The sequence below is a fragment of the Clostridium intestinale genome, from assembly GCF_035905475.1.
GTDB lineage: Bacteria > Bacillota > Clostridia > Clostridiales > Clostridiaceae > Clostridium_T > Clostridium_T intestinale.
On sequence record NZ_CP121166.1, the window covers coordinates 2,775,284 to 2,796,569 of the forward strand.

The 21,286-nt window shown below is 30.6% G+C and carries 25 protein-coding genes; all 25 read right to left on the minus strand.

Annotation, left to right across the window (positions count from 1 at the left end; genetic code table 11):
• Positions 1–13: 13 nt before the first annotated feature.
• A complete protein-coding gene (gene mreB / locus P8F83_RS14190; RefSeq protein WP_326511659.1) occupies positions 14–1,036 on the minus strand; it encodes a rod shape-determining protein MreB in 1,023 nt (340 codons plus the stop codon).
• A gap of 92 nt (positions 1,037–1,128) precedes the next feature.
• Complete coding sequence (gene spoIIID / locus P8F83_RS14195; protein WP_021800490.1) at positions 1,129–1,380, minus strand: sporulation transcriptional regulator SpoIIID; 252 nt, start codon at positions 1,378–1,380, stop codon at positions 1,129–1,131.
• Between the two features lie 100 nt (positions 1,381–1,480).
• Positions 1,481–2,248: a M23 family metallopeptidase gene (locus P8F83_RS14200; protein ID WP_238906096.1), complete on the minus strand. Its 768-nt coding sequence runs from the start codon at positions 2,246–2,248 to the stop codon at positions 1,481–1,483.
• Positions 2,249–2,402: 154 nt separating this feature from the next.
• Positions 2,403–3,464 carry a stage II sporulation protein D gene (spoIID, locus tag P8F83_RS14205; RefSeq protein ID WP_326511660.1) on the minus strand — a complete coding sequence of 354 codons (1,062 nt, stop codon included), beginning with the start codon at positions 3,462–3,464 and terminating at the stop codon, positions 2,403–2,405.
• Between the two features lie 94 nt (positions 3,465–3,558).
• Positions 3,559–4,818 (minus strand): UDP-N-acetylglucosamine 1-carboxyvinyltransferase, encoded by a 1,260-nt coding sequence (murA, locus tag P8F83_RS14210; protein WP_326511661.1) that lies wholly within the window; start codon positions 4,816–4,818, stop codon positions 3,559–3,561.
• Between the two features lie 21 nt (positions 4,819–4,839).
• On the minus strand, positions 4,840–5,490 hold the full coding sequence (locus P8F83_RS14215; RefSeq protein ID WP_326511662.1) for a hypothetical protein: 651 nt from the start codon (positions 5,488–5,490) through the stop codon (positions 4,840–4,842).
• A gap of 153 nt (positions 5,491–5,643) precedes the next feature.
• A complete protein-coding gene (locus P8F83_RS14220) occupies positions 5,644–6,048 on the minus strand; it encodes an ATP synthase delta/epsilon chain alpha-helix domain-containing protein (protein WP_238906087.1) in 405 nt (134 codons plus the stop codon).
• 23 nt (positions 6,049–6,071) lie between these two features.
• Positions 6,072–7,469: a F0F1 ATP synthase subunit beta gene (atpD, locus tag P8F83_RS14225; protein ID WP_073022506.1), complete on the minus strand. Its 1,398-nt coding sequence runs from the start codon at positions 7,467–7,469 to the stop codon at positions 6,072–6,074.
• Between the two features lie 15 nt (positions 7,470–7,484).
• Positions 7,485–8,333 (minus strand): ATP synthase F1 subunit gamma, encoded by an 849-nt coding sequence (gene atpG, locus P8F83_RS14230; protein WP_326511663.1) that lies wholly within the window; start codon positions 8,331–8,333, stop codon positions 7,485–7,487.
• Positions 8,334–8,458: 125 nt separating this feature from the next.
• Positions 8,459–9,973 carry a F0F1 ATP synthase subunit alpha gene (atpA, locus tag P8F83_RS14235; protein WP_326511664.1) on the minus strand — a complete coding sequence of 505 codons (1,515 nt, stop codon included), beginning with the start codon at positions 9,971–9,973 and terminating at the stop codon, positions 8,459–8,461.
• A gap of 10 nt (positions 9,974–9,983) precedes the next feature.
• On the minus strand, positions 9,984–10,523 hold the full coding sequence (locus P8F83_RS14240) for a F0F1 ATP synthase subunit delta (RefSeq protein ID WP_326511665.1): 540 nt from the start codon (positions 10,521–10,523) through the stop codon (positions 9,984–9,986).
• Between the two features lies 1 nt (position 10,524).
• Positions 10,525–11,004, minus strand: coding sequence for a F0F1 ATP synthase subunit B (locus P8F83_RS14245; RefSeq protein WP_326511666.1), 480 nt, complete (start codon positions 11,002–11,004; stop codon positions 10,525–10,527).
• 58 nt (positions 11,005–11,062) lie between these two features.
• Entirely contained in the window at positions 11,063–11,293 is a 231-nt protein-coding gene (atpE, locus tag P8F83_RS14250; RefSeq protein ID WP_326511667.1) for an ATP synthase F0 subunit C, read from the minus strand.
• A 28-nt stretch (positions 11,294–11,321) separates the two neighbouring features.
• Positions 11,322–12,005: a F0F1 ATP synthase subunit A gene (locus tag P8F83_RS14255; protein WP_326511668.1), complete on the minus strand. Its 684-nt coding sequence runs from the start codon at positions 12,003–12,005 to the stop codon at positions 11,322–11,324.
• A gap of 4 nt (positions 12,006–12,009) precedes the next feature.
• On the minus strand, positions 12,010–12,366 hold the full coding sequence (locus P8F83_RS14260; RefSeq protein WP_326511669.1) for a hypothetical protein: 357 nt from the start codon (positions 12,364–12,366) through the stop codon (positions 12,010–12,012).
• Positions 12,367–12,858: 492 nt separating this feature from the next.
• Positions 12,859–13,119, minus strand: coding sequence for a F0F1 ATP synthase subunit delta/epsilon (locus P8F83_RS14265; protein ID WP_326511670.1), 261 nt, complete (start codon positions 13,117–13,119; stop codon positions 12,859–12,861).
• Between the two features lie 17 nt (positions 13,120–13,136).
• Positions 13,137–14,534, minus strand: coding sequence for a F0F1 ATP synthase subunit beta (gene atpD / locus P8F83_RS14270; RefSeq protein ID WP_326511671.1), 1,398 nt, complete (start codon positions 14,532–14,534; stop codon positions 13,137–13,139).
• 22 nt (positions 14,535–14,556) lie between these two features.
• Positions 14,557–15,393 carry an ATP synthase F1 subunit gamma gene (atpG, locus tag P8F83_RS14275; protein WP_326511672.1) on the minus strand — a complete coding sequence of 279 codons (837 nt, stop codon included), beginning with the start codon at positions 15,391–15,393 and terminating at the stop codon, positions 14,557–14,559.
• Positions 15,394–15,422: 29 nt separating this feature from the next.
• Complete coding sequence (atpA, locus tag P8F83_RS14280) at positions 15,423–17,015, minus strand: F0F1 ATP synthase subunit alpha (protein ID WP_326511673.1); 1,593 nt, start codon at positions 17,013–17,015, stop codon at positions 15,423–15,425.
• Positions 17,016–17,032: 17 nt separating this feature from the next.
• Positions 17,033–17,581, minus strand: coding sequence for an ATP synthase F1 subunit delta (gene atpH, locus P8F83_RS14285; protein ID WP_326511674.1), 549 nt, complete (start codon positions 17,579–17,581; stop codon positions 17,033–17,035).
• Complete coding sequence (gene atpF, locus P8F83_RS14290; RefSeq protein ID WP_326511675.1) at positions 17,569–18,081, minus strand: F0F1 ATP synthase subunit B; 513 nt, start codon at positions 18,079–18,081, stop codon at positions 17,569–17,571. The genes atpH and atpF overlap by 13 nt, the downstream gene beginning before the upstream one ends.
• Positions 18,082–18,109: 28 nt before the next feature.
• A complete protein-coding gene (atpE, locus tag P8F83_RS14295; protein WP_326511676.1) occupies positions 18,110–18,376 on the minus strand; it encodes an ATP synthase F0 subunit C in 267 nt (88 codons plus the stop codon).
• A 24-nt stretch (positions 18,377–18,400) separates the two neighbouring features.
• Positions 18,401–19,090, minus strand: a complete 690-nt coding sequence (atpB, locus tag P8F83_RS14300) for a F0F1 ATP synthase subunit A (protein WP_326511677.1) — start codon at positions 19,088–19,090, stop codon at positions 18,401–18,403.
• Positions 19,091–19,122: 32 nt separating this feature from the next.
• The gene (locus tag P8F83_RS14305) at positions 19,123–19,518 is read right to left on the minus strand and encodes an ATP synthase subunit I (protein WP_326511678.1); all 396 of its coding nucleotides are present in this window, start codon (positions 19,516–19,518) and stop codon (positions 19,123–19,125) included.
• Between the two features lie 225 nt (positions 19,519–19,743).
• Positions 19,744–20,925: an acetyl-CoA C-acetyltransferase gene (locus P8F83_RS14310; protein ID WP_326511679.1), complete on the minus strand. Its 1,182-nt coding sequence runs from the start codon at positions 20,923–20,925 to the stop codon at positions 19,744–19,746.
• Positions 20,926–21,286 lie beyond the last annotated feature (361 nt).

Below are 21,286 nucleotides of genomic sequence, written 5' to 3' on the forward strand. Positions count from 1 at the left end.
TTTTATAAATACTCTATTTATTTGAGATTAAAAACTCACCATGTCCTTTTTCTAAAGACGTTAATGCTTTTCCAGATCCTAAAACAACACAATCTACTGAATTATCAGCTACATTAACTTTTACTCCAGTTTCTATCTCAATTAATTTATCGAATCCATAAAGCAAGGCCCCTCCACCAGTCATTAATATTCCTTTATCTATTATATCTGCCGCTAGCTCAGGTGGGGTTTTTTCTAATACATCTCGAATTTTATCTATTATTAATCTTACTGGTTCTTCTAATGCCTTTGTAAGTTCTTCAGTAGTTACTTCTATATTATCTGGCAATCCAGTAATTAAATTTCTTCCTTTTACTATAGCCGTAACATTTCTTGAGCCTCTTAGTGCCGATCCAGCAGTTATTTTAAGCTCTTCTGCTGATTTTTCTCCGATCATAAGCTTGTATTTACTTCTTATAAATCTGATAATAGATTCATCAAACTTATCTCCAGCAACCTTAATTGACGCTCTTACAACTACACCATTTAGAGATATAATTGCTATATCAGTGGTTCCTCCACCAATATCTATAACCATTGTTCCATTTGGTTTTGAAATATCTAATCCAGCTCCTATTGCAGCTGCAAGTGGTTCCTCTATTAAAAATACGGACTTAGCTCCTGAATTTTTAGCAGCATCTACTACTGCTCTCTTTTCAACTTCAGTTGATTGTGATGGTACACATACCATAACTTTTGGGGCAGAAATTTTTCTTTTACCGCAGCTTTTTTGAATAAAATGTTTTAACATTTTTTCAGTAATATCGTAATCAGATATTACGCCATCTCTTAGTGGACGTACTGCAACGATATTCCCTGGGGTACGGCCAATCATTTTTCTTGCTTCTTCTCCTACAGCTAGTACCTTATTTGAATTTTTATCTACCGCTACTACTGAAGGTTCTTTTAAAATAATCCCTTTTCCTGCCATATAAACTAACACAGTAGCTGTACCTAAATCTATGGCTAAGTCGTTTCCAATCTTCCAAAACCACATTTTATATTCACTCCTATAATGATAAAATTCGAAAATATTTAAAGTTTTTCAACAATATTCTCCTTTTTATATTATAATATGGAATAATGAATCTATTCAATAGCCTTGTACTTTAATTTTGTAGCTTTTCCACCTCTAATATGCCTTTCAGCTTTATTTAAATCTAAAATATATTTTGCTTCCTGTGCTATAGATGGGTTAATTTTAGGTAATCTTTCAGTCATATCTTTATGAATAGTACTTTTGCTAACACCAAAAACCTTTGCAGTTTTTCTAATTGTAGCTTTCGAATCTATTATATACTGAGCAACCTCTAGTACCCTTTCTTCAATATAGTCTTTCAAAGCTGGATCCTCCTCATTTAGTTATATTAGTTAATATTTATTTAATGTTTTTAGAAATCAGCCATTTTATAAAATGACTGATTTCAATTATATAAATCAATTATTGTGTCTTAAGTGTAAAATATTTTAATGGATCAACTTGTTCACCCTTTGAATCTACCATTTGGAATTTCAAATGTTCTCCAACATCTTTATTAGTAAATTTCTTAGCTGTATTTCCAACTTTACCGATAACAGCTCCCTGAGTAACTTTTTGATCCTTTTTAACTTTGATATTTGAATCTAAGTTTGCATATTTACTCTTCATACCATTAGTATGTTTTATAACAACATACCATCCACTTAAATCACCATCTTCTTCTCCAACTTCTTCAACAACTCCTTCAGCTACAGCTACAACATCAGTTCCAACTTTTGCTGAAATATCGATTCCTTTTATACTTTCATAATTATTGGTATCAACTTTTACCATCTCAATACCATATGAAAACTTTCTTAATAATGTACCATCTAAAGGTTTATTAAATTTAACAGTATTTGTATTTGAAACGGTGGTTGATTTTTGTGTTGTGTTTTGAGAAGTTTTATTAGCATCTTTATTGTTGTCTGATTTTTCTTCATTTGACTTATCATTAGTATTTTTAACCTGATCAGCGTTATCAATTACATTATTTCCACTAGAATCATTTATATTAATTGGTAAGTCATCCGAACTATCCGCTACAGGTGGAGTTAAATCCGCTTTAGCTTTTCTTACTGAAATTGCTGCTGCACTAGCTACCACACATAGACACAAAAATAAAATTACGTAAAAACTCTCCTTTCTAAGTAAGTTTTTTAATTTTTCAAATCTGTTCTTTTTATCCATTAGTTATGAACACCTCCATTTGGTAGTCTGTCCTTTATAAACTAAAAAAATACAATTTTTCCATTACTTTTTTCTATTTTATTTCGACATTTTTTACATAAAAAAAGTTATATATGAATTAAAAATCTAATTCCTATATAACTTCTAAAATATTTTAATTTAGGTTAATTTCCTTTATATCTTTTATTTCTACCCCTTTATAATAATGCTTAAGTATCTCTTCACTTTTAGTGCCAGCTTTAGCCATTACATTTGCTCCTCTTTGACTCATTCCTACCCCATGACCATAACCAATACACTCGATATTTACCTTTCCGTTAGCTACCTTAATAGTAAAATTAGCTGACTTTAGATTTAATAATGTCCTAAATTCAGTTCCTTTTATCTTAGCTCCTCCTAATTTAACTTCCGCAACAGATCCCCCAGGATTTTTACTTAATATACTTACTGAACCATTTAGATTAGAAGCACTTAACTTCGCTTCTTTATATTTATTGTTAACCAACTTAATAAACTCTTCTACAGTTAATTCTTTATTTGATTTATAACTTTTTGAATCTTCTTCTCCAGGAGAATCTACAGATTTTAAATAAGGTACATCTGATGCAAATACGGAAGCTGAATCTTCTGTCTTACCCCAGCTTGTTGAAAAAAACTGTGGATATAAAACGAGCTTACCTTCATAACTTAATACTTTTCCTTTAGTTTCTTGTACCGCCTGTTGAAACTTCTTCCAATAATTTTCTTCTTCCTCCTGAGATTTATCCCACATTCCCATTCTCTTCTCTTTACTAATATATACCTGGCAATGAACCGTATCGCATATATCAGCTCCATTAGCCTGCTCACAATGAGTTACTATTCTTTTTAATGCATAAGTTCTTGCAGCAATAGCTTGTGCCTTTAAAGCCTCTATTTCAAATTCTGCTGGCATTTCTGCAGCTATTACTCCCACTATATACTCTTCTAAATCCATCTCTTCATTTGAATTACTTTCAACATGATGAACTTTTATTTTTGAAAAGTCTTTATTATTATTAGAATCATTATTTATGTTTGTATTTTCATCATCTTTAATTGTAGTATCATCTTTATTCTTAGGAGTAGCAATTTCTCCATTTAGCACCATTATAGGAATTAATATCAAACATAATATAGAGGAAAAATATAATGCAACTTTTCTCATAATACCTGCATCAAAATTATATCTTTTCATAGCTATCACCTCATAATTAATTTACATAACTATATATACTCAGAAATATGAAACCTATGACAAATAATAAAAAAATCAGCATAAGCTGATTTTTTTATTCATATATTCTCTCTATATCTGCACCTAACATTTTTAATTTTTCTTCAATATTAACGTATCCTCTATCTATATGATATACCTCGTTTATTTCTGTTTCTCCTTCTGCTACTAATCCTGCTAGTATCATTGCTGCTCCTGCTCTTAAATCTGTTGCTTTAACTCCTGCACCTGTTAATCTATCAACGCCTTCTATAATTGCTGTTCTACCATCAATTTTTATATTTGCTCCCATTCTTAGTAGTTCTTGGACATGCATAAATCTATTTTCAAAAACTGTTTCTGATATAATACTTGAACCTTTGGTGAGACTTAAAAGAGCCATCATCTGAGCTTGCATATCAGTAGGAAAACCTGGATATGGCAGAGTTTTTATATCTACTGGTCTTAATTCTCCTCTTCCATCAACTCTCATTTTCCCATTTACAAGTTCCATTATTACTCCACATTCTTTAAGTTTTTCAATAGTAGGTCTTAAATGTTCTTCATTAACTCCATTTATGGTTATTTCACTTTTAGTTATAGCTGCAGCAACCATAAACGTTCCTGCTTCTATTCTGTCAAATATAGGCTTATATACTACTGGTTTTAGAGAATTAACTCCTTCAATAGTTATTTTTCCCTGTCCAGCTCCATAAACCTTTGCTCCCATAGAATTTAAGAAATTTGCTAAATCCCATATTTCTGGTTCCTCAGCAGCATTTTCTATTATGGTGGTACCTTTAGCAAAAACTGCTGCCATCATTATATTTTCTGTTGCTCCTACAGAAGGAAAGTCTAAATAAATTCGATTCCCTATAAGTTCTTTTGCCTTAGCTTCTACATATCCATGTCCTATGGATATTTCTGCGCCCAAAGCTTTTAATCCTTTTAAGTGAAGATCTATAGGCCTTGTTCCTATATTACATCCACCTGGATGCGATAACTTACAATAACCAAACTTAGTTATCATAGGTCCTATTATTAAAAATGATGCCCTCATTTTTTTTATTAGTTCACTATTTGCATTATTAGGAATTAAATTTTTTGTATTAATTTTTAATTCTCTTGTTATTTTATTTATTTCTACTTCAGCATTTAATTCTTTTAATACATTACATATAACATATACATCCTCTAAGAGTGGTGCCTCTTTTATTGTAATTTCATCTCCGCATAAAATACATGCTACTATTATTGGGAGCACAGAATTTTTTGCAGAACTAATATTAACTTCACCAGCTAAAGTATTTCCACCTTTTACTCTGATTTTTTCCATGTTATCCTCCATAAACTATTGTTAATATGTTGAAACTATTAATGGTTCGCCAATAACCATATAAGAGTTTTTTTCATATGTGCAAATAGCGAAGTTTATAGTACTATTAGCCAATTCTGCCTTCCCAGTATATCCATTATTAATTTTTAAAGATGTATAGCTCTTTATTCCTACTGCTTTCAGCTCCTTGTCTAATACTTCTTCTAAATCTCCTTGTATATCTATTCTTCCCTTAAGTTCTTTAAAATATCTCACATCATATGATACTTCCTCTAGGAGATGATTTATATTTTTTTTAACCTCTTCTAGATTTTCCTTTTTATTCTTTGTTGAATATATAATTCTAAAAGAATTTTCTTCATCATTATATACATCTACTTGAATATCATCTAATTCATTTAATATTTTATAAGAGAAAGAAGTAGTATTTTCTTCTAAAGATTTTTCTCCGTAAAATTCACTATTCATTTTGTTTTTTATTAAATCTTTAAAATCATGGTTATTTAAATAACTTTTACCTTCAACTATTAAAGTTCTCTCAACATCCTTATAGTTCTCTAAAAACTTTCCTTCTAAACTTTGAAAACCTTGGCATTTTAAATTGTACAAATTTAAAAAAGTTAAGAGAGAAAAAAGGAAAAGTACAACCATTGCAATTTTTTTGTACTTCATTATACCCCCTACCTTTCCTCTTAATTATTGTCAAGGCAAAAAGCTTTTATTCACTTAGATATATTATTATTATATTAATTTTTTGTTTTTTTGTGAATATTTTCCATATTATAAGCATAAAATAAAACCCTAACACTGCTAGGGTTTTATTTATTACAAATTATTTTTAATATCTATTCTAACTAGAGCTCTACTTAATGCCAGTTTAGCTCTTTTTTCATCAAATTTACTTGAATCTTTTATTCTATTTTCTGCTCTCATTTTGGCGTCCTCAGCTCTAGCAATATCTATTTCCTCTGGCCATTCACCTGATTCACAACAAAAAGTAAGCATACCATCATTAAAAGTTACAACTCCACTTGATGTAAATAGTACTTTTTTATTTTCTGCTTCATCTACAAACTCAGTTTTATTTGGAACAGTTATAACTGTTATAGGTGTATGATTAGCATATATCTCTATATTTCCATCATTAGTTGGAATTACAGTTTTACTTACCTCACCTTCAAATAATTCTCTATCGGGAGTTATAATTTTTAAAGTATATTTTTTAGACATAATATTCTCCCTTCATAAAACTACTATGAATTAGCAATCTTCTTACCTTTCTCTACAGCTTCTTCTATAGATCCAACAAAAAGGAATGCTGATTCTGGAATATCATCATGTTTTCCTTCAAGAATTTCTTTAAAACCTCTAACAGTTTCAGCTACAGGTACATACTTACCTTGAAATCCTGTAAATTGTTCAGCTACAGTGAAAGGTTGAGATAAGAATCTTTGTATTTTTCTTGCTCTAGAAACTATTTGTTTATCTTCTTCTGAAAGTTCATCTATACCTAAGATAGCTATTATATCTTGTAATTCTTTATATCTTTCAAGAATATGCTTAACCTTAGAAGCTACTTCATAATGCTCTTCACCAACTATTCTAGGATCAAGTATTCTAGAACTTGACTCTAATGGGTTAACAGCTGGATAAATACCAAGTTCTGATATTTCTCTTGATAAAACTGTTGTTGCATCTAAGTGAGCAAATGTTGTCGCTGGAGCTGGGTCCGTTAAATCATCCGCTGGAACATATACTGCTTGAACTGATGTTATAGAACCATTAGTTGTTGATGTGATTCTTTCTTGAAGAGCACCCATTTCTGTTGCTAATGTAGGTTGGTATCCAACAGCTGATGGAATTCTTCCAAGTAAAGCTGATACTTCTGAACCAGCTTGAGTAAATCTGAATATATTATCTATAAACAATAATACATCTTGACCTTTATCTCTAAAATATTCTGCCATAGTAAGTCCTGTTAATGCTACTCTCATTCTAGCTCCAGGTGGTTCATTCATTTGACCAAATACTAAAGCAGTCTTATTTATAACTCCTGAATCCATCATTTCATGATAAAGATCATTACCTTCTCTTGATCTTTCTCCAACACCAGTAAACACTGAAAGTCCACCGTGTTGTTTAGCTATGTTATTTATAAGTTCTTGTATAAGAACTGTTTTACCAACTCCAGCTCCTCCAAATAGGCCTATTTTTCCACCTCTTTGGTATGGAGCAATTAAGTCTATTACCTTAATACCAGTTTCAAACATCTCTGGTTCAACAGATTGTTCTTGGAATGTTGGAGCAGGTCTATGAATTGGGTAATACTTTTCAGCCTTTACCTCTTCCTTTTCATCCATAGGGCTACCTAGGACATTAAATAATCTACCTAAAACTTGTTCTCCTACAGGTACTGTTATAGCTTTTCCAGTGTCTAAAGCGTCCATACCCCTTTTTAATCCTTCAGTAGCTTCCATCGCTATAGCTCTAACTATATCATCACCTATATGTTGTTCAACTTCAGCTACAACTTTATGTTCTCCCATACAAATTTCAATTGCATTATATATGTTTGGAAGAGCATCTGTATCAAATTTTATATCAATAACTGGTCCAATTACTTGAACTACTTTTCCGATAGTACCAGGCATTAGTATACCTCCTCACTATTTTTGAGCCTCAGCTCCACCAACTATTTCAGAAATTTCTTGAGTTATAGCGGTTTGTCTGATTCTATTATATTTAGTATTTAATGCATCTAATAAATCACTTGCATTATTAGTTGCTCCATCCATTGCAGTCATTCTAGCACTTTGCTCACTTGCCTTAGAATTAAGCATGCAATTTAATATATATGATTTCAAATAAATATCCAAAGTTCCTTCAACAACTTCTTCAATATTAGGTTCTGCTATAATGTTAGCTTTTTTACCTTCTATTTTATCCATTGGAAGTAGTTTAACTTTTTTCATATTCTGTTTAACAGGGGAAATAAATTCAGCATATATTACATTTATTTCTGAAATACTTCCTTCTTTATAAAGTCTAATTGCATGTTCATAAATTATCTTAGCTTCCTTAACCGTTGGTACATCTGGTATATCAACATATTCTGCTAATGTACTTTGATTATACCTCTTAAGATAAGATAATCCTTTTTGCCCTACAACCATAACCTCAGCATTTTCTGCATTTACGCTTTGAGTCATAAAATAGTTTACTATATTTCCGTTAAACCCTCCACATAGTCCTGTATCGGATGCAATTAAAATATATAATGCAGGTCCCTGATTGTTAGCTTTAAAATAAATACTATTGTCATCTTCCTCTATAGAACTTATTAAACTTTCTGTTAAATCTTTTAAAGAATTAAAGTATTTATCATTAAAAGAAAGTTGTTTTCTTGTTTTTCTAAGTTTTGAAGTGGCAACAAGTCCCATGGCTTTTGTAATTTTCTTTGTATTAGTTATAGACTTAATTCTTCTTTTTATCTGGATAAGTCCTGCTCCTGCCATATATCCACCTCCTAAAAGATGGCATAGCTTTTAGCTATGCACCTTATTATATTAGGCTTTAAATTCCTTCACTTATATCTAGGTATCAATTCCTTACACCTTATTGTATAGGTTAAAATTTGCTGTTACGCATTTTGTAGAAACATCTTCTTAAACTCGAATATAGCTGATTCTAAACCAGTCTTAATTTCATCACTTAATACTTTTTGCTCTACTATAGCTTTTCCTATTTCTCTATGGTGCGTATCCATAAATTCTAAAAACTCTGCTTCAAATTTCTTAATATCAGAAACTTTGATATCTGATAAGAAGTCATTAACGGCAGAATAAAGAATCATTATCTGCTTTTCAACATCCATAGGTTTATATTGAGCTTGTTTTAATATCTCTACTAATCTCTTACCTTTTTCTAATCTCATTTTAGCATCTTTATCTAAATCAGATCCAAATTGAGCAAAAGCTGCAAGTTCTCTGTATTGAGCTAACTCTATTCTTAATGTTCCTGAAGCTTGCTTCATAGCTTTTATCTGCGCGTTACCACCAACTCTTGATACAGAAATACCTGCATTAACAGCTGGTCTTTGCCCTGCATAAAATAATTCTGACTCAAGGAATATCTGTCCATCAGTTATGGATATTACGTTTGTTGGTATATAAGCAGTAACGTCTCCTGCTAATGTTTCAATTATAGGAAGAGCTGTAAGTGATCCTGAACCATTCTTCTCTGAAAGCTTCGCAGCTCTTTCTAGAAGTCTTGAATGTATATAGAATACATCCCCAGGATAAGCTTCTCTTCCTGGTGGTCTCCTAAGTAGTAATGACATTGTTCTATAAGCAACCGCGTGTTTAGACAAATCATCATATACTATAAGAACATCTTTTCCTTTATTCATGAAGTATTCTCCCATAGTACATCCTGCATAAGGAGCAAGATATTGAAGAGGAGCACTATCAGAAGCTGTGGAAGTTACTACGATTGTATAATCCATAGATCCCATTTCAGTAAGTGTGTTAACTATATGTGCAACTGTAGATTGTTTTTGACCAATAGCTACATATATACATATAACATCTTTGCCTCTTTGATTTATAATAGCATCTAAAGCTAATGCTGTTTTTCCAGTCTGTCTGTCTCCTATTATTAATTCTCTTTGACCTTTACCTATAGGAATCATTGTGTCTATAGCTTTTATTCCAGTTTGTAGAGGTTCATTAACTGAACTTCTATCAATTATACTTGGTGCTGGAACTTCTATTGGTCTAAAACCATCATTTTTTATAGGTCCTTTTCCATCTATAGCTACTCCTAAAGAGTTAACAACTCTACCAACAAGTGCGTCTCCAACTGGTACCTCAACTATTTTTCCGGTTCTCTTTACAATGTCGCCTTCTTTTATTCCTTCTTCTGATCCTAAAAGAACACATCCAACATTGTCTTGTTCTAAGTTTAGTGCCATTCCATATATGTTATTAGGAAATTCTAAAAGCTCTCCTTCCATACAATCGTCAAGGCCATAAACTCTAGAAACACCGTCACCTATTTGAATTATAGTACCAGAATCCACTGTTTTTATTTGTTTTTCATATTTTTGAATTTCACTTTTTATAATGGATGTAATTTCTTCTGGTTTGATATTCATAGACTCACCTCTATTCTCTCTTTAGCATACGAGCTTTCATTTCATCGAGTTTGGATTTTACTGTTCCATCTATTACATCATTTCCAACTCTAACGTATAACCCACCAATTATGCTTTTATCAATTTCCTCTTGAAGAACCACTTTTTTGTCATATTTATTCTGTAAATTTTCTGTCAGCTTATTATTCTGTTCTTCTGTAAGAGGAATAACACTTTTAACTTTAGCAATTAAAGTATTATTTCTCTCTAAATGAATTTTTTCCATTTCATTTAGCTTTTCTTTTAAATAAAGGATTCTATCTTTCTCTATAAGTAATAATAGGAAAGATAATAATTCTTCATCAATTTTTCCTTTAAATATATTTACAAAAGTACTTTTCTTCTTTGATGTACTTATTTGAGGGTGTTTTATAACTTCATAAAACTCTGGATTATTATCTACAAGATCACAGATTTCTCTCAAATCACGTAAATATTCTTCTACCTTACCTTTTTCTTCTCCAACCTGATAAAGAGCTAAAGCATATCTTCTATCCAAATATTCGTACATATTAAATACCTACCTTAGCTATAAAGTCATTAATAAGTTTTCTGTGTTTTTCCTCATCAATACTTTCTTCTAAAGCTCTTACAGATAGCATCACTGCTAAATCAACAACTTGCTTCTTTAATTCAGCTTCTGCTTTATTTTTTTCTCTTTCTACTTCAATTTTCGCTCTTTCCATTATTACATTTGCTTCTTTATTAGCTTCTTGAAGAATTTCGCTGTGAACTTTATCAGCTTTTTTCTTATACTCTTCAGTAATCTGTTTACCTTCGTCTCTTGCTGATTTAAGCATTCTTTCATTTTCAAGCTTAAATATTCTAGCTTTTTCTAAATCTTCATCTGCCCTTATTATTTTGTCTTCAATTTCACTTTGTCTATCATCTACAATAGTCTTAACTTTATTAAAGAAAAAGTGCTTCAAAATCCATAACAAAATAATGAAGTTCATAATGGTTCCCAAAATTAATGATAAATTTATTTCCATCTTGAAGCCCATGCCTCCCTTCCGGAGTCAGTAATTAATTATAATTTATAATTTCTTATTATTTCACTCCAACAAATAATAGTAGTATTGATATTAACAATCCATAGATAGCTGTTGCTTCAGCAAAACCACAACCAATTAATAAAGCAGTAGTTATTTTACCACTGTGCTCTGGTTGTCTAGAAATACCTTCTACTGCCTTACCAGTAGCATTTCCTATACCGATACCAGCTCCAATACCTACTAATACAGCTATAGCTGCCCCTAATGCTCTCATTGCGTTTTCCATTGTAAATTCCTCCTAAAATAAATAATTTTTAATGTTCTGCTACAGTTCTTATATTAAGCATGGTTAACATGACAAATATAACCATTTGTATAACGCCGTCAAATATATCAAAATATGCATGCAATGGAATAGGTAATCCTAACTGCGCAAAAAATGATATGCTGCTCAAGGCTTCATAAGCCAATTCTATTAATACTGTGGCTGCCATAACATTACCAAAAAGTCTCAATGAAAGTGATACTGGTAACATTAATCTTTCCATAATATTTAATGGTAACATAGGTAAAAGTGGTTTACCATACCCTAAGAAATAATGTCCTAATCCTACTTTTTTTATTGCATTAGCCTGAATTACTACAAAAACTATAAGTGCAAGCCCAATTGTAACGCTAAAGTTTTCAGTAGGTGGTGATACTCCAACCAATCCTGTTAAATTAAGAATTAATATAAATACAGCCAAAGTTCCTATAAATGGTACAAATGATCCATATTTATCACCCATATTTTCTATTACTACATTTTTTATTGCATTATATATCAATTCTACTACTGTTTGTTTTTTATTAGGATGCTTTTTCATACCTCTTGTAGCCCAATATGCTAGTGTTATAATTACTAACATAACTACCCATTGAACAACTAATTCAGTTTTTATTTCAACTGGAAAGCTTCCAATATTAAACGAATATAATGGCTTTGACTCTTCTAACATCTACTCACTTCCTTTCTTTAATAAAAATCCAATAAAAAATTAAACATATATGATGAGATATAAATCCACCTAAATATGCTAAAAACATAATTAAGTCATTTGTGAAAGGAATTGCCACTAATATTATTAGTAATATCCTTAATATATATCCTATATTTATGAGAATTGGTTTTTTTAAAAAATATTTTCCCATAATAATTCCACTAGACATGAAATTTATTAATCCTAAAATTGCACCTATAAAATATGCAAATGCAATTTTTATACCTAATAATGGTAATAATAAAACTGTAACAACTAATACTATTATCGTGGTAAACCTAAAGTTCTTGACTAGTAGTTCTTTTAAGGATTTATCCATAAGTTTGACTCCTTTTTGTAATGCCTGTGATTATTATATCCTGTTAAAAATTTTTAACAAAACATCGTATCTGACTAAAATACATCTTATTTCGTCAAATTCACCTAATAGCTCAAAATATTGAGGTTTATATCCTGATATCTTAATAATTTTCTACTTATCTATAAAAGTAAATAATCCGGTCTCATTGATTCATTTTCAAGAATTTTCTGATTATTGTATTTTTATGAGTAACTTCTATTGACAACATTTTCAATTAACACTTTTTTGATATTTTTTTATATAAAATAGATATTTTTGATATATTTTAAATTTAATTAAACTTGCTTCATCAAACATTTTCTTCTCTTACTCCACAATTGAATAATGTCATTCACTTTTATTCACAAAATATTTATCAATATATACTTTATTTTTTATTTTTAACTATTTTAAATAAAAAAAGAGATAAACCAGAGCCTTACAGCCTTAATTTACCTCTTTTTTTAATATTTAATTCTTCCATTCAATATAATCACACATTATGATTGTATTCTTTTCTTTTACATGAATATATCCGCCATCTATAAAAGCTTCTTTTATTACTCCATCTCTTTTTATTTTCATTTTGCCTTTTCCAAGCAATGATACTAAGGGAGTATGCCTATCCATTATTCCTATATCGCCATCTATGGTTCTAACTATAACCATATCTATATTTTCATTAAAAACAATGTTTTCAGGAGTCGCGATTTTCAATCTAAATTTTTTCACCTATGCTCCCCCTTACTTTATTGAAGGCTTTTAGCCTTTTCTACTACTTGTTCTATAGTTCCAACGAATAAAAATGCTGATTCTGGTACATCATCATGTTTTCCGTCTAGTATTTCTCTAAAACCTCTTACTGTATCTTTTACACTAACATATTCACCCTTAATTCCAGTAAAATGTTCTGCAACACTAAATGGTTGAGATAAAAATCTCTGTATTCTTCTTGCTCTTCCAACAATCAATTTATCAGTTTCAGATAACTCATCTATTCCTAATACAGCTATTATATATTGAAGTTCCTTATACTTTTGAAGTATCTTTTGAACTTCCCTTGCAGTTTTGTAATGTTCCTCCCCAACAATAGAAGCATCTAATATTCTAGATGTTGAATCAAGCGGGTCAACAGCTGGATATATTCCAAGGCTTGAAATATTACGTGATAATACTGTTGTTGCATCAAGGTGAGTAAATGTAGTTGCAGGAGCTGGATCAGTTAAATCATCTGCTGGAACATAAACAGCCTGAACAGATGTAATAGACCCGAACTTAGTAGAAGTTATTCTCTCTTGAAGTTGCCCCATTTCTGTAGCTAAAGTTGGCTGATATCCAACTGCACTAGGTATTCTTCCAAGTAAAGCTGATACTTCTGAACCAGCTTGACTAAATCTAAATATATTATCTATAAATAGAAGAACATCTCTTTCTTGTTCATCTCTAAAATATTCAGCCATTGTTAGTCCCGTAAGAGCCACTCTCATTCTTGCACCTGGGGGTTCATTCATCTGACCAAATACCAATGCAGTATTACCAATTACTCCCGACTCTTTCATTTCATGATATAAATCGTTTCCTTCTCTTGTTCTTTCACCAACTCCAGTAAAAACTGAAAGTCCACCATGCTTTTTTGCAACATTATTTATAAGTTCTTGTATAAGAACAGTTTTCCCAACTCCAGCTCCTCCAAAAAGGCCTATTTTACCACCCTTTACGTAAGGAGTCATAAGATCTATTACCTTTATTCCAGTTTCAAGTATTTCACTTCCTGATTTTTGTTCTTCAAGAGAAGGCGCTTGTCTGTGAATAGGTCTATATTCCTTGGAATTTATAGTTTCACCATTATCTATAGTTTCACCTAAAACATTAAATAATCTTCCTAAAGTTATATTTCCTACTGGAACACTTATAGGTGCTTCTGTATCTATTGCAAGCATTCCTCTTTCCAATCCATCAGTAGAAGCCATTGCAATACACCTTGCCGTATCATCACCAATGTGTTGCGCTACTTCAACCATAACCTTTTTATTTGTTCCTTGTACTTCTATAATGTTATAGATTTTAGGTAACATTTCCTTCTTAAATCTTATATCTAAAACTGGTCCAATTACTTGTAAGACCTTTCCAGTATTTCTCTCTTTCATTCGCTCAACTCCTTCACCATACTTATTTTAATGCCTCAGCACCACTTACTATTTCTGTAATCTCTCTTGTTATAGAAGCTTGGCGAATTCTATTGTATGCAAGCTCAAGGTCATATATCATTTCATCAGCATTATTAGTTGCAGACTCCATAGATAATTTTCTAGAAGCTTGCTCGCTAACTGCAGATTCACTTAATTGACTAAAAATATTCATATAAATATACTTTTTGAAAAAATATTCATATATACTTTCTCTTGATGGAATATATTCTATATGCTCTTTTTTCTTTTCGCTATTCTCTATTGGAAATAATTTTTCTACTATAGGTTTTTGTGACAATATATTTTCAAACTTTGTATATATAACATTTATTTCACTTACTTCACCTTTTTTATATAAATCCATTATCAAATCCCCAACATACATAGCACTTTTATACTCAGGATTCTCCGAAATATCTGTAATATATTTATTAACATTGTACTTCTTCTTTTTAAAGTAAACTTTGCCTTTTTGTCCTATAGATATCACTAACATTTTTTCTTTATCTATTTCAAGGTCTTCTACTAAATTTAATATATTAGCATTATATCCACCAGCTAAACCTGTATCAGACGTAATTACTATATAAGCCTTTAAACCTTTATCATTTCTATTATCTAAAGATATATCCGAAATAGATGCTAATACATCTTTTACACTTTTAAGCACCGTTTCATTATAAACTTTATTGTCTTCAAACTTTGTTCTATATTTTTTCAATTTAGAAGATGAAACTAGTTCCATTGCCATAGTTATTTGTTTAGTATTTTCTACACTTCTCATTTTTGATTTGATATCATTTAAACTATCTGGCATATTTTCACCTCATCTCTTTTTAGGTTTAGTTATTTAAAATTTGATTTAAACTCGTTTATAGCTTCAATAAGTTTTTCTTCTGTATCTTTACTTAAGTCACCAGTTTTAAGTATTTCACTCTTTATATCAGAATAACTTTCACCAATATATTCTAAAAACATTTTTTCAAATTCCTTTATTTTTTCTACTTTAATATCGCTTAAATAGTTATTAGAAGCCACATAAAGGATTATTACTTGATCTTCTACAGACATTGTATTATATTGTTCTTGTTTCAATATTTCCATTATTCTCTTTCCATACTCTAAACTTTTTCTAGTTTCTTTATCAAGTTCAGAACCAAATTGTGCAAAAGCTAAAAGTTCCCTGTATTGAGCTAACTCTAACTTTAATCCAGCTGATACTTTTTTCATAGCCTTAGTCTGCGCAGCTCCACCAACTCTAGATACTGAAAAACCTGAATTTACAGCTGGCCTTTGTCCTGATGAAAATAATTCCTGCTCCAAGAATATCTGCCCATCTGTTATAGAAATTATATTAGTTGGTATATAAGCTGATATATCACCTGCCAAAGTTTCTACTATAGGAAGCGCTGTTATAGATCCACCGCCATAATCTTTATGTAATCTTGCAGCTCTCTCTAGAAGCCTTGCATGTAGATAAAACACATCTCCTGGATATGCCTCACGTCCTGGTGGTCTCCTAAGTAGTAGTGACATAGTTCTATAAGCTACAGCATGTTTTGATAAATCATCATATATTATCAAAACATCTTTTCCAGAATACATAAACTCTTCTGCTATAGCTACACCAGAATAAGGAGCTATATACTGTAATGAAGCAAGCTCACTTGCACTTGAAGATACTACAATAGAATATTCCATAGCATCATTTTTCTCTAATACATCAATAATTTGAGCAACAGATGACCTTTTTTGTCCTATAGCTACATAGATACATATTACGTCTTTACCTTTTTGATTTATTATAGTATCTATAGCAATAGCTGTTTTTCCTGTTTGTCTATCTCCTATTATAAGTTCTCTTTGACCTCTACCTATAGGGATTATAGAATCTATAGCTTTTATACCAGTTTGAAGTGGAACTGTTACGCCTTCTCTCATTATAACTCCAGAAGCCTCTGCCTCTATTGCTCTATACTTTTTAGAATTTATAACACCTTTTCCATCAATAGGCTCTCCTAGGGGATTAATAACTCTACCTATAAGTTCATCTCCTACTGGAACTTCAATTATTTTACCAGTTCTTTTTACTATATCCCCTTCTTTAATATCATCATATTTTCCTAACAAAACACATCCGATACTATCCTCTTCTAAGTTAAGAACTAATCCATATACTCCGTTAGGAAATTCAAGAAGTTCTGAAGACATACATCTTTCAAGTCCATGTATTCTCGCTATACCATCTCCAACTTGAATTACAGTGCCTATATCATCTATATTAAACTTACTTTCATACCTCTTAAGTTGTTCTCTTATTATTGAACTTACATCCTTAGGACTAACGCTATAATCAATATCTAAACTATCTAATTCTTTTTCATACTTTTCAATATGATTCTTTATAATAGACTTAATCTCATCTTTTCTTGAACTCATATAGTCGTTCTCTCCTATCATAAATTTGCAACATTATGTTTTAACTCATTATAAATATCCTTAATTTGTTTCTTTATGCTACCATCTATTATTTTATTATTAACTCTTAGTATTACGCCTCCTACTATAGACTTATCTATAATATTTTGAACTATAACCTTTTTATTAAACTTTTTCTCTAAGATATTTTCTAATCTTACTATTTCCTCTTTATCCATATAAACAGAGGTAAAAGCCTGAGCTTTTATCACTCCTAGTTTTTTATTTAACTTTTCACTAAGATCACCATATATTCTAATAAGCTGATTTTCTATAGATTTATTTATTAATTGATGAATTAAACTTAATACTTCCCCTTCAATTCTCCCTTTAAAAATTGAATCTATAATTTCCTTTTTCTCTTCATAAGAATATTTAGGATGCTCTAATATAGCTTTAAATTTCGTCTCTTCCGATAAAATATCTAATACAAGTCTTATATCTTCTTTAAACCTCTGAAGTTTTTCTTCCTCAAACAGCAAGTTACTCATGATTTCTTTATACATTCTATCAGTTAGTTCTGCCATTCCATTCCCTCTACTTCATCAATAAACTTTTTTATAACTTCTCTATGGGTATCCTCGTTTAAAGATTCATTAACTAATTTAGATGCCATTACTACAGCTGTTTCAACAGCCTCATATTTCACCGCATTCATAGCCTTCTCTTTTTGGACTTGTATATCATTTTTAGCCTTTAAGAACAAACCTTCCACTTCGATTTTAACTTCTTTTAATGTCTCTTTTTTAAATTCATCTTCTCTATGTTTTGCAACATTAACTATATGTCTTGCTTCATCTTTTGCATTTTCTATCTTTAATGTATATTGGCTCTTTAATTCCTCTACATCTTGCATTCTCTTATTAGCTTCAAATACATCATTCTGTATTTTTTCTTTTCTCTCATTTACCATTACTGTAACTGGTTTAAATAAAAAATACTTTACAACAATAAATAGTACTAAAGTTGATAAAATTTGAGCTATAAAAGTGGACCATTCAGGAATTACACTTATTTCAAAATTCATATGTTAGTCCCCCTTATATTAAAAGTCATTATAGAGCTTGCATTAATGGTCTAACTATTAAAAGTAGAATAGCTATTATTAATCCATATATACCACTTGTCTCAGCTACAGCTTGACCTAATATCATTGTTTGAATAACATCTGACTTAGCTTCTGGTTGTTTTGCAACTGCTTCAGCTGCCTTACCTGCTGCATACCCTTGTCCTAATCCTGGTCCAGCAGCTGCTAATACTGCTATCCCCGCTCCTATTGCTGAACATCCTAATACAAATGCTTCACTTGAAATTCCATCCATTTCAATTTCCTCCTTAAATTTTAGTTAATTTATGTTCATCTTATTACTTATAAATACCATTGTAAGCATGGAAAATATAAACGTCTGAACTAGACCTACGAAAACATCGAAATATAAATTAATAAACGGCCCTATTATAGGTACTGTAATTATAGATATACTGTTTAATACACTAAATATTAGTGCAATTATTACAGTTCCACTTAACATGTTTCCAAAAAGCCTAAACGACATAGAAATAGGCGTTGCTATTTCTGATATTAAATTGATTGGCAACATAACGGCTGTCGGTTTTGCAAATCCCTTTAAGTATTTCTTTACTCCTGCTGACCTTATTCCCGAGAAATGTATCATCACAAAAGTAATCATAGCTAAGGCTAAAGTCACGCTATAGTTTGATGTAGGAGTCTCTAATCCTAATAGTCCCAATAAATTAGCAAATACTAAAAATATAAGTAAAGTAGCTATATAGGGCGCAAAATGCACTCCGTTATCCCCCATTGTATTTCTTACTAAATCTTCAACCTTCTCTACAAAAAACTCCATTATACTAACCAAAGTACCAGGAGTTTCTCCAGCTTTCACTTTCTTTATCTTTCTACTAACTAAGATAATAAATATGGATATAACCATAACTATCAACCAAGAGTTAATTGCTGCTCCACTTAACTTTATGGAATGGTTAAACATTGTAAATTTAATAGTTGCCTTCATTCTACACCTCCTTAGTTCTTCATATGCTGTTGTTATTTATTTTTAAATCTATCTAAAATCCACTCTATTAGTGCATCTGATATTATAACTATTTTTATAGTAAATAGACCAAATAAAGCTGTGTATATGTTAATGTAATCAGCTAAGAAGGATATAATAACTGCAATTCCATAAATTATGTATCTAAATGTATAATTAACTAATATGTATTTATTAATATTTTTACCTGGCATGTCTATAGCTTTCTCAATATTCATACTCATAAGTCTAAAATTTAATATGGTTATAGTAGTTGTAAACATAAGTCCATATATATAAGACTTTGGGTTAGGTATAGTAATAAGCATTATTCCAGACAGTATACTAGCTATTGCCATTGCCCCAAGCATTGTCTTTAATTGATAATTTCCTTCTTTGAGATTTATCAATATACCACTCCTAAAAATTTATAAGTCACATTTTTTCAATTAAGTTCACTTTTTATTTACATTATACATCAATTAGTAAAAAAATAAAAGTATAATTGATTATTTAACATTTTTTAACGTACAATTGATAATTTTGTAATAACTAATACATCATTATCTAAACAAAAAAAATACCTACCAACCAACGACTAAAATCATTGTTTGATAGGTATTTTATATAATTAATTATTCTCTTTCAACTATTAAAGCTGTTCCAAGTCCACCACCTATGCATAAAGTAGCTAGACCTTTTTTAGCGTCTCTTTTTTCCATTTCATGAAGTAATGTAACTAATATTCTTGCTCCTGAAGCTCCAACTGGATGACCCAATGCTATAGCTCCTCCATTAACATTAACTTTACTCATATCAAATTCTAAATCTTTAGCAACTGCTAAACTTTGAGCTGCAAAAGCTTCATTTGATTCTATTAAATCTAAATCACTAACTGTTAATCCTGTTCCTTCTAATGCTTTTTTAGTAGCATGGAATGGTCCATATCCCATTATTGAAGGATCTAATCCTTTTGAACCATAAGAAAGAATTTTTGCTAATGGTTTTATTCCTAATTCCTTAGCTTTATCTGCACTCATAACAATTATTGCTGCTGCTCCATCATTAATTCCTGATGCATTACCAGCTGTTACTATTCCATCTTTCTTAAATGCAGGTCTAAGTTTTCCTAATGATTCTTTAGTTGTTCCGAATCTTGGGAACTCATCAGTATCAAATACTTTTGGTTCTCCTTTTCTTTGTGGAATAACAACTGGAACTATTTCATCTTTAAATCTTCCTGATTTTATAGCTTCTTCTGCTTTTTGTTGAGAAGCTGCTGAGAAAGCATCTAATTCGTCTCTAGTAAGTCCCCATTGTTCTCCTATATTTTCAGCTGTAACTCCCATGTGATAGTCATTGAATGCATCCCATAGAGCATCATTTATCATAGAGTCAACCATTTTTCCATCGCCCATTCTTTGGCCCCATCTTGATGATTTTAATAAATATGGAGCTTGTGACATGTTTTCCATACCACCAGCAACTACTACATCTGCATCTCCAGCTTTAATCATTTGAGCCGCTAGAGCAACTGCTCTTAATCCTGATCCACATACTTTATTTATTGTCATAGCTGGTACTTCTAATGGCAATCCTGCCTTTACAGCTGATTGTCTTGCAACATTTTGACCTAATCCAGCTTGAATAACATTTCCTAATACAACTTCATCAACATTTTCAGGGTTTATTCCAGCTCTTTTAACTGCTTCTTTTACTACAATTGCACCTAAATCTGCTGCTGATACATCCTTTAAGCTTCCTCCAAAGGTTCCTAATGCAGTTCTAACTGCACTTACAATAACAACTTCTCTCATTTTGATAACCCTCCCACGGATATATTTAAAGATTTTATTTTCATTTATAACTTCTCTTTTATTATAACTTCTATTTTATCTTTAATCAAGATTTTTGATAAAAAAATAACAAACTTTTATCTCTATAAGCTTATTATTTATTTCTATATACACAATTTTGTATATATTAATTTCCTTATTTATATTATTTTAAATATTTACTACCATTATATCATTCTTACTTAGATAATTTTATATCAATATTTTAGCCAGAAATCTGGTTATCTGGATTTCTGGATTTCTGGATTTCTGGTTATATGGTTATATGGTTATTAAACATAATGTAAAAATCCAACTAATTCTCTTGATTAAAATAAAAAAC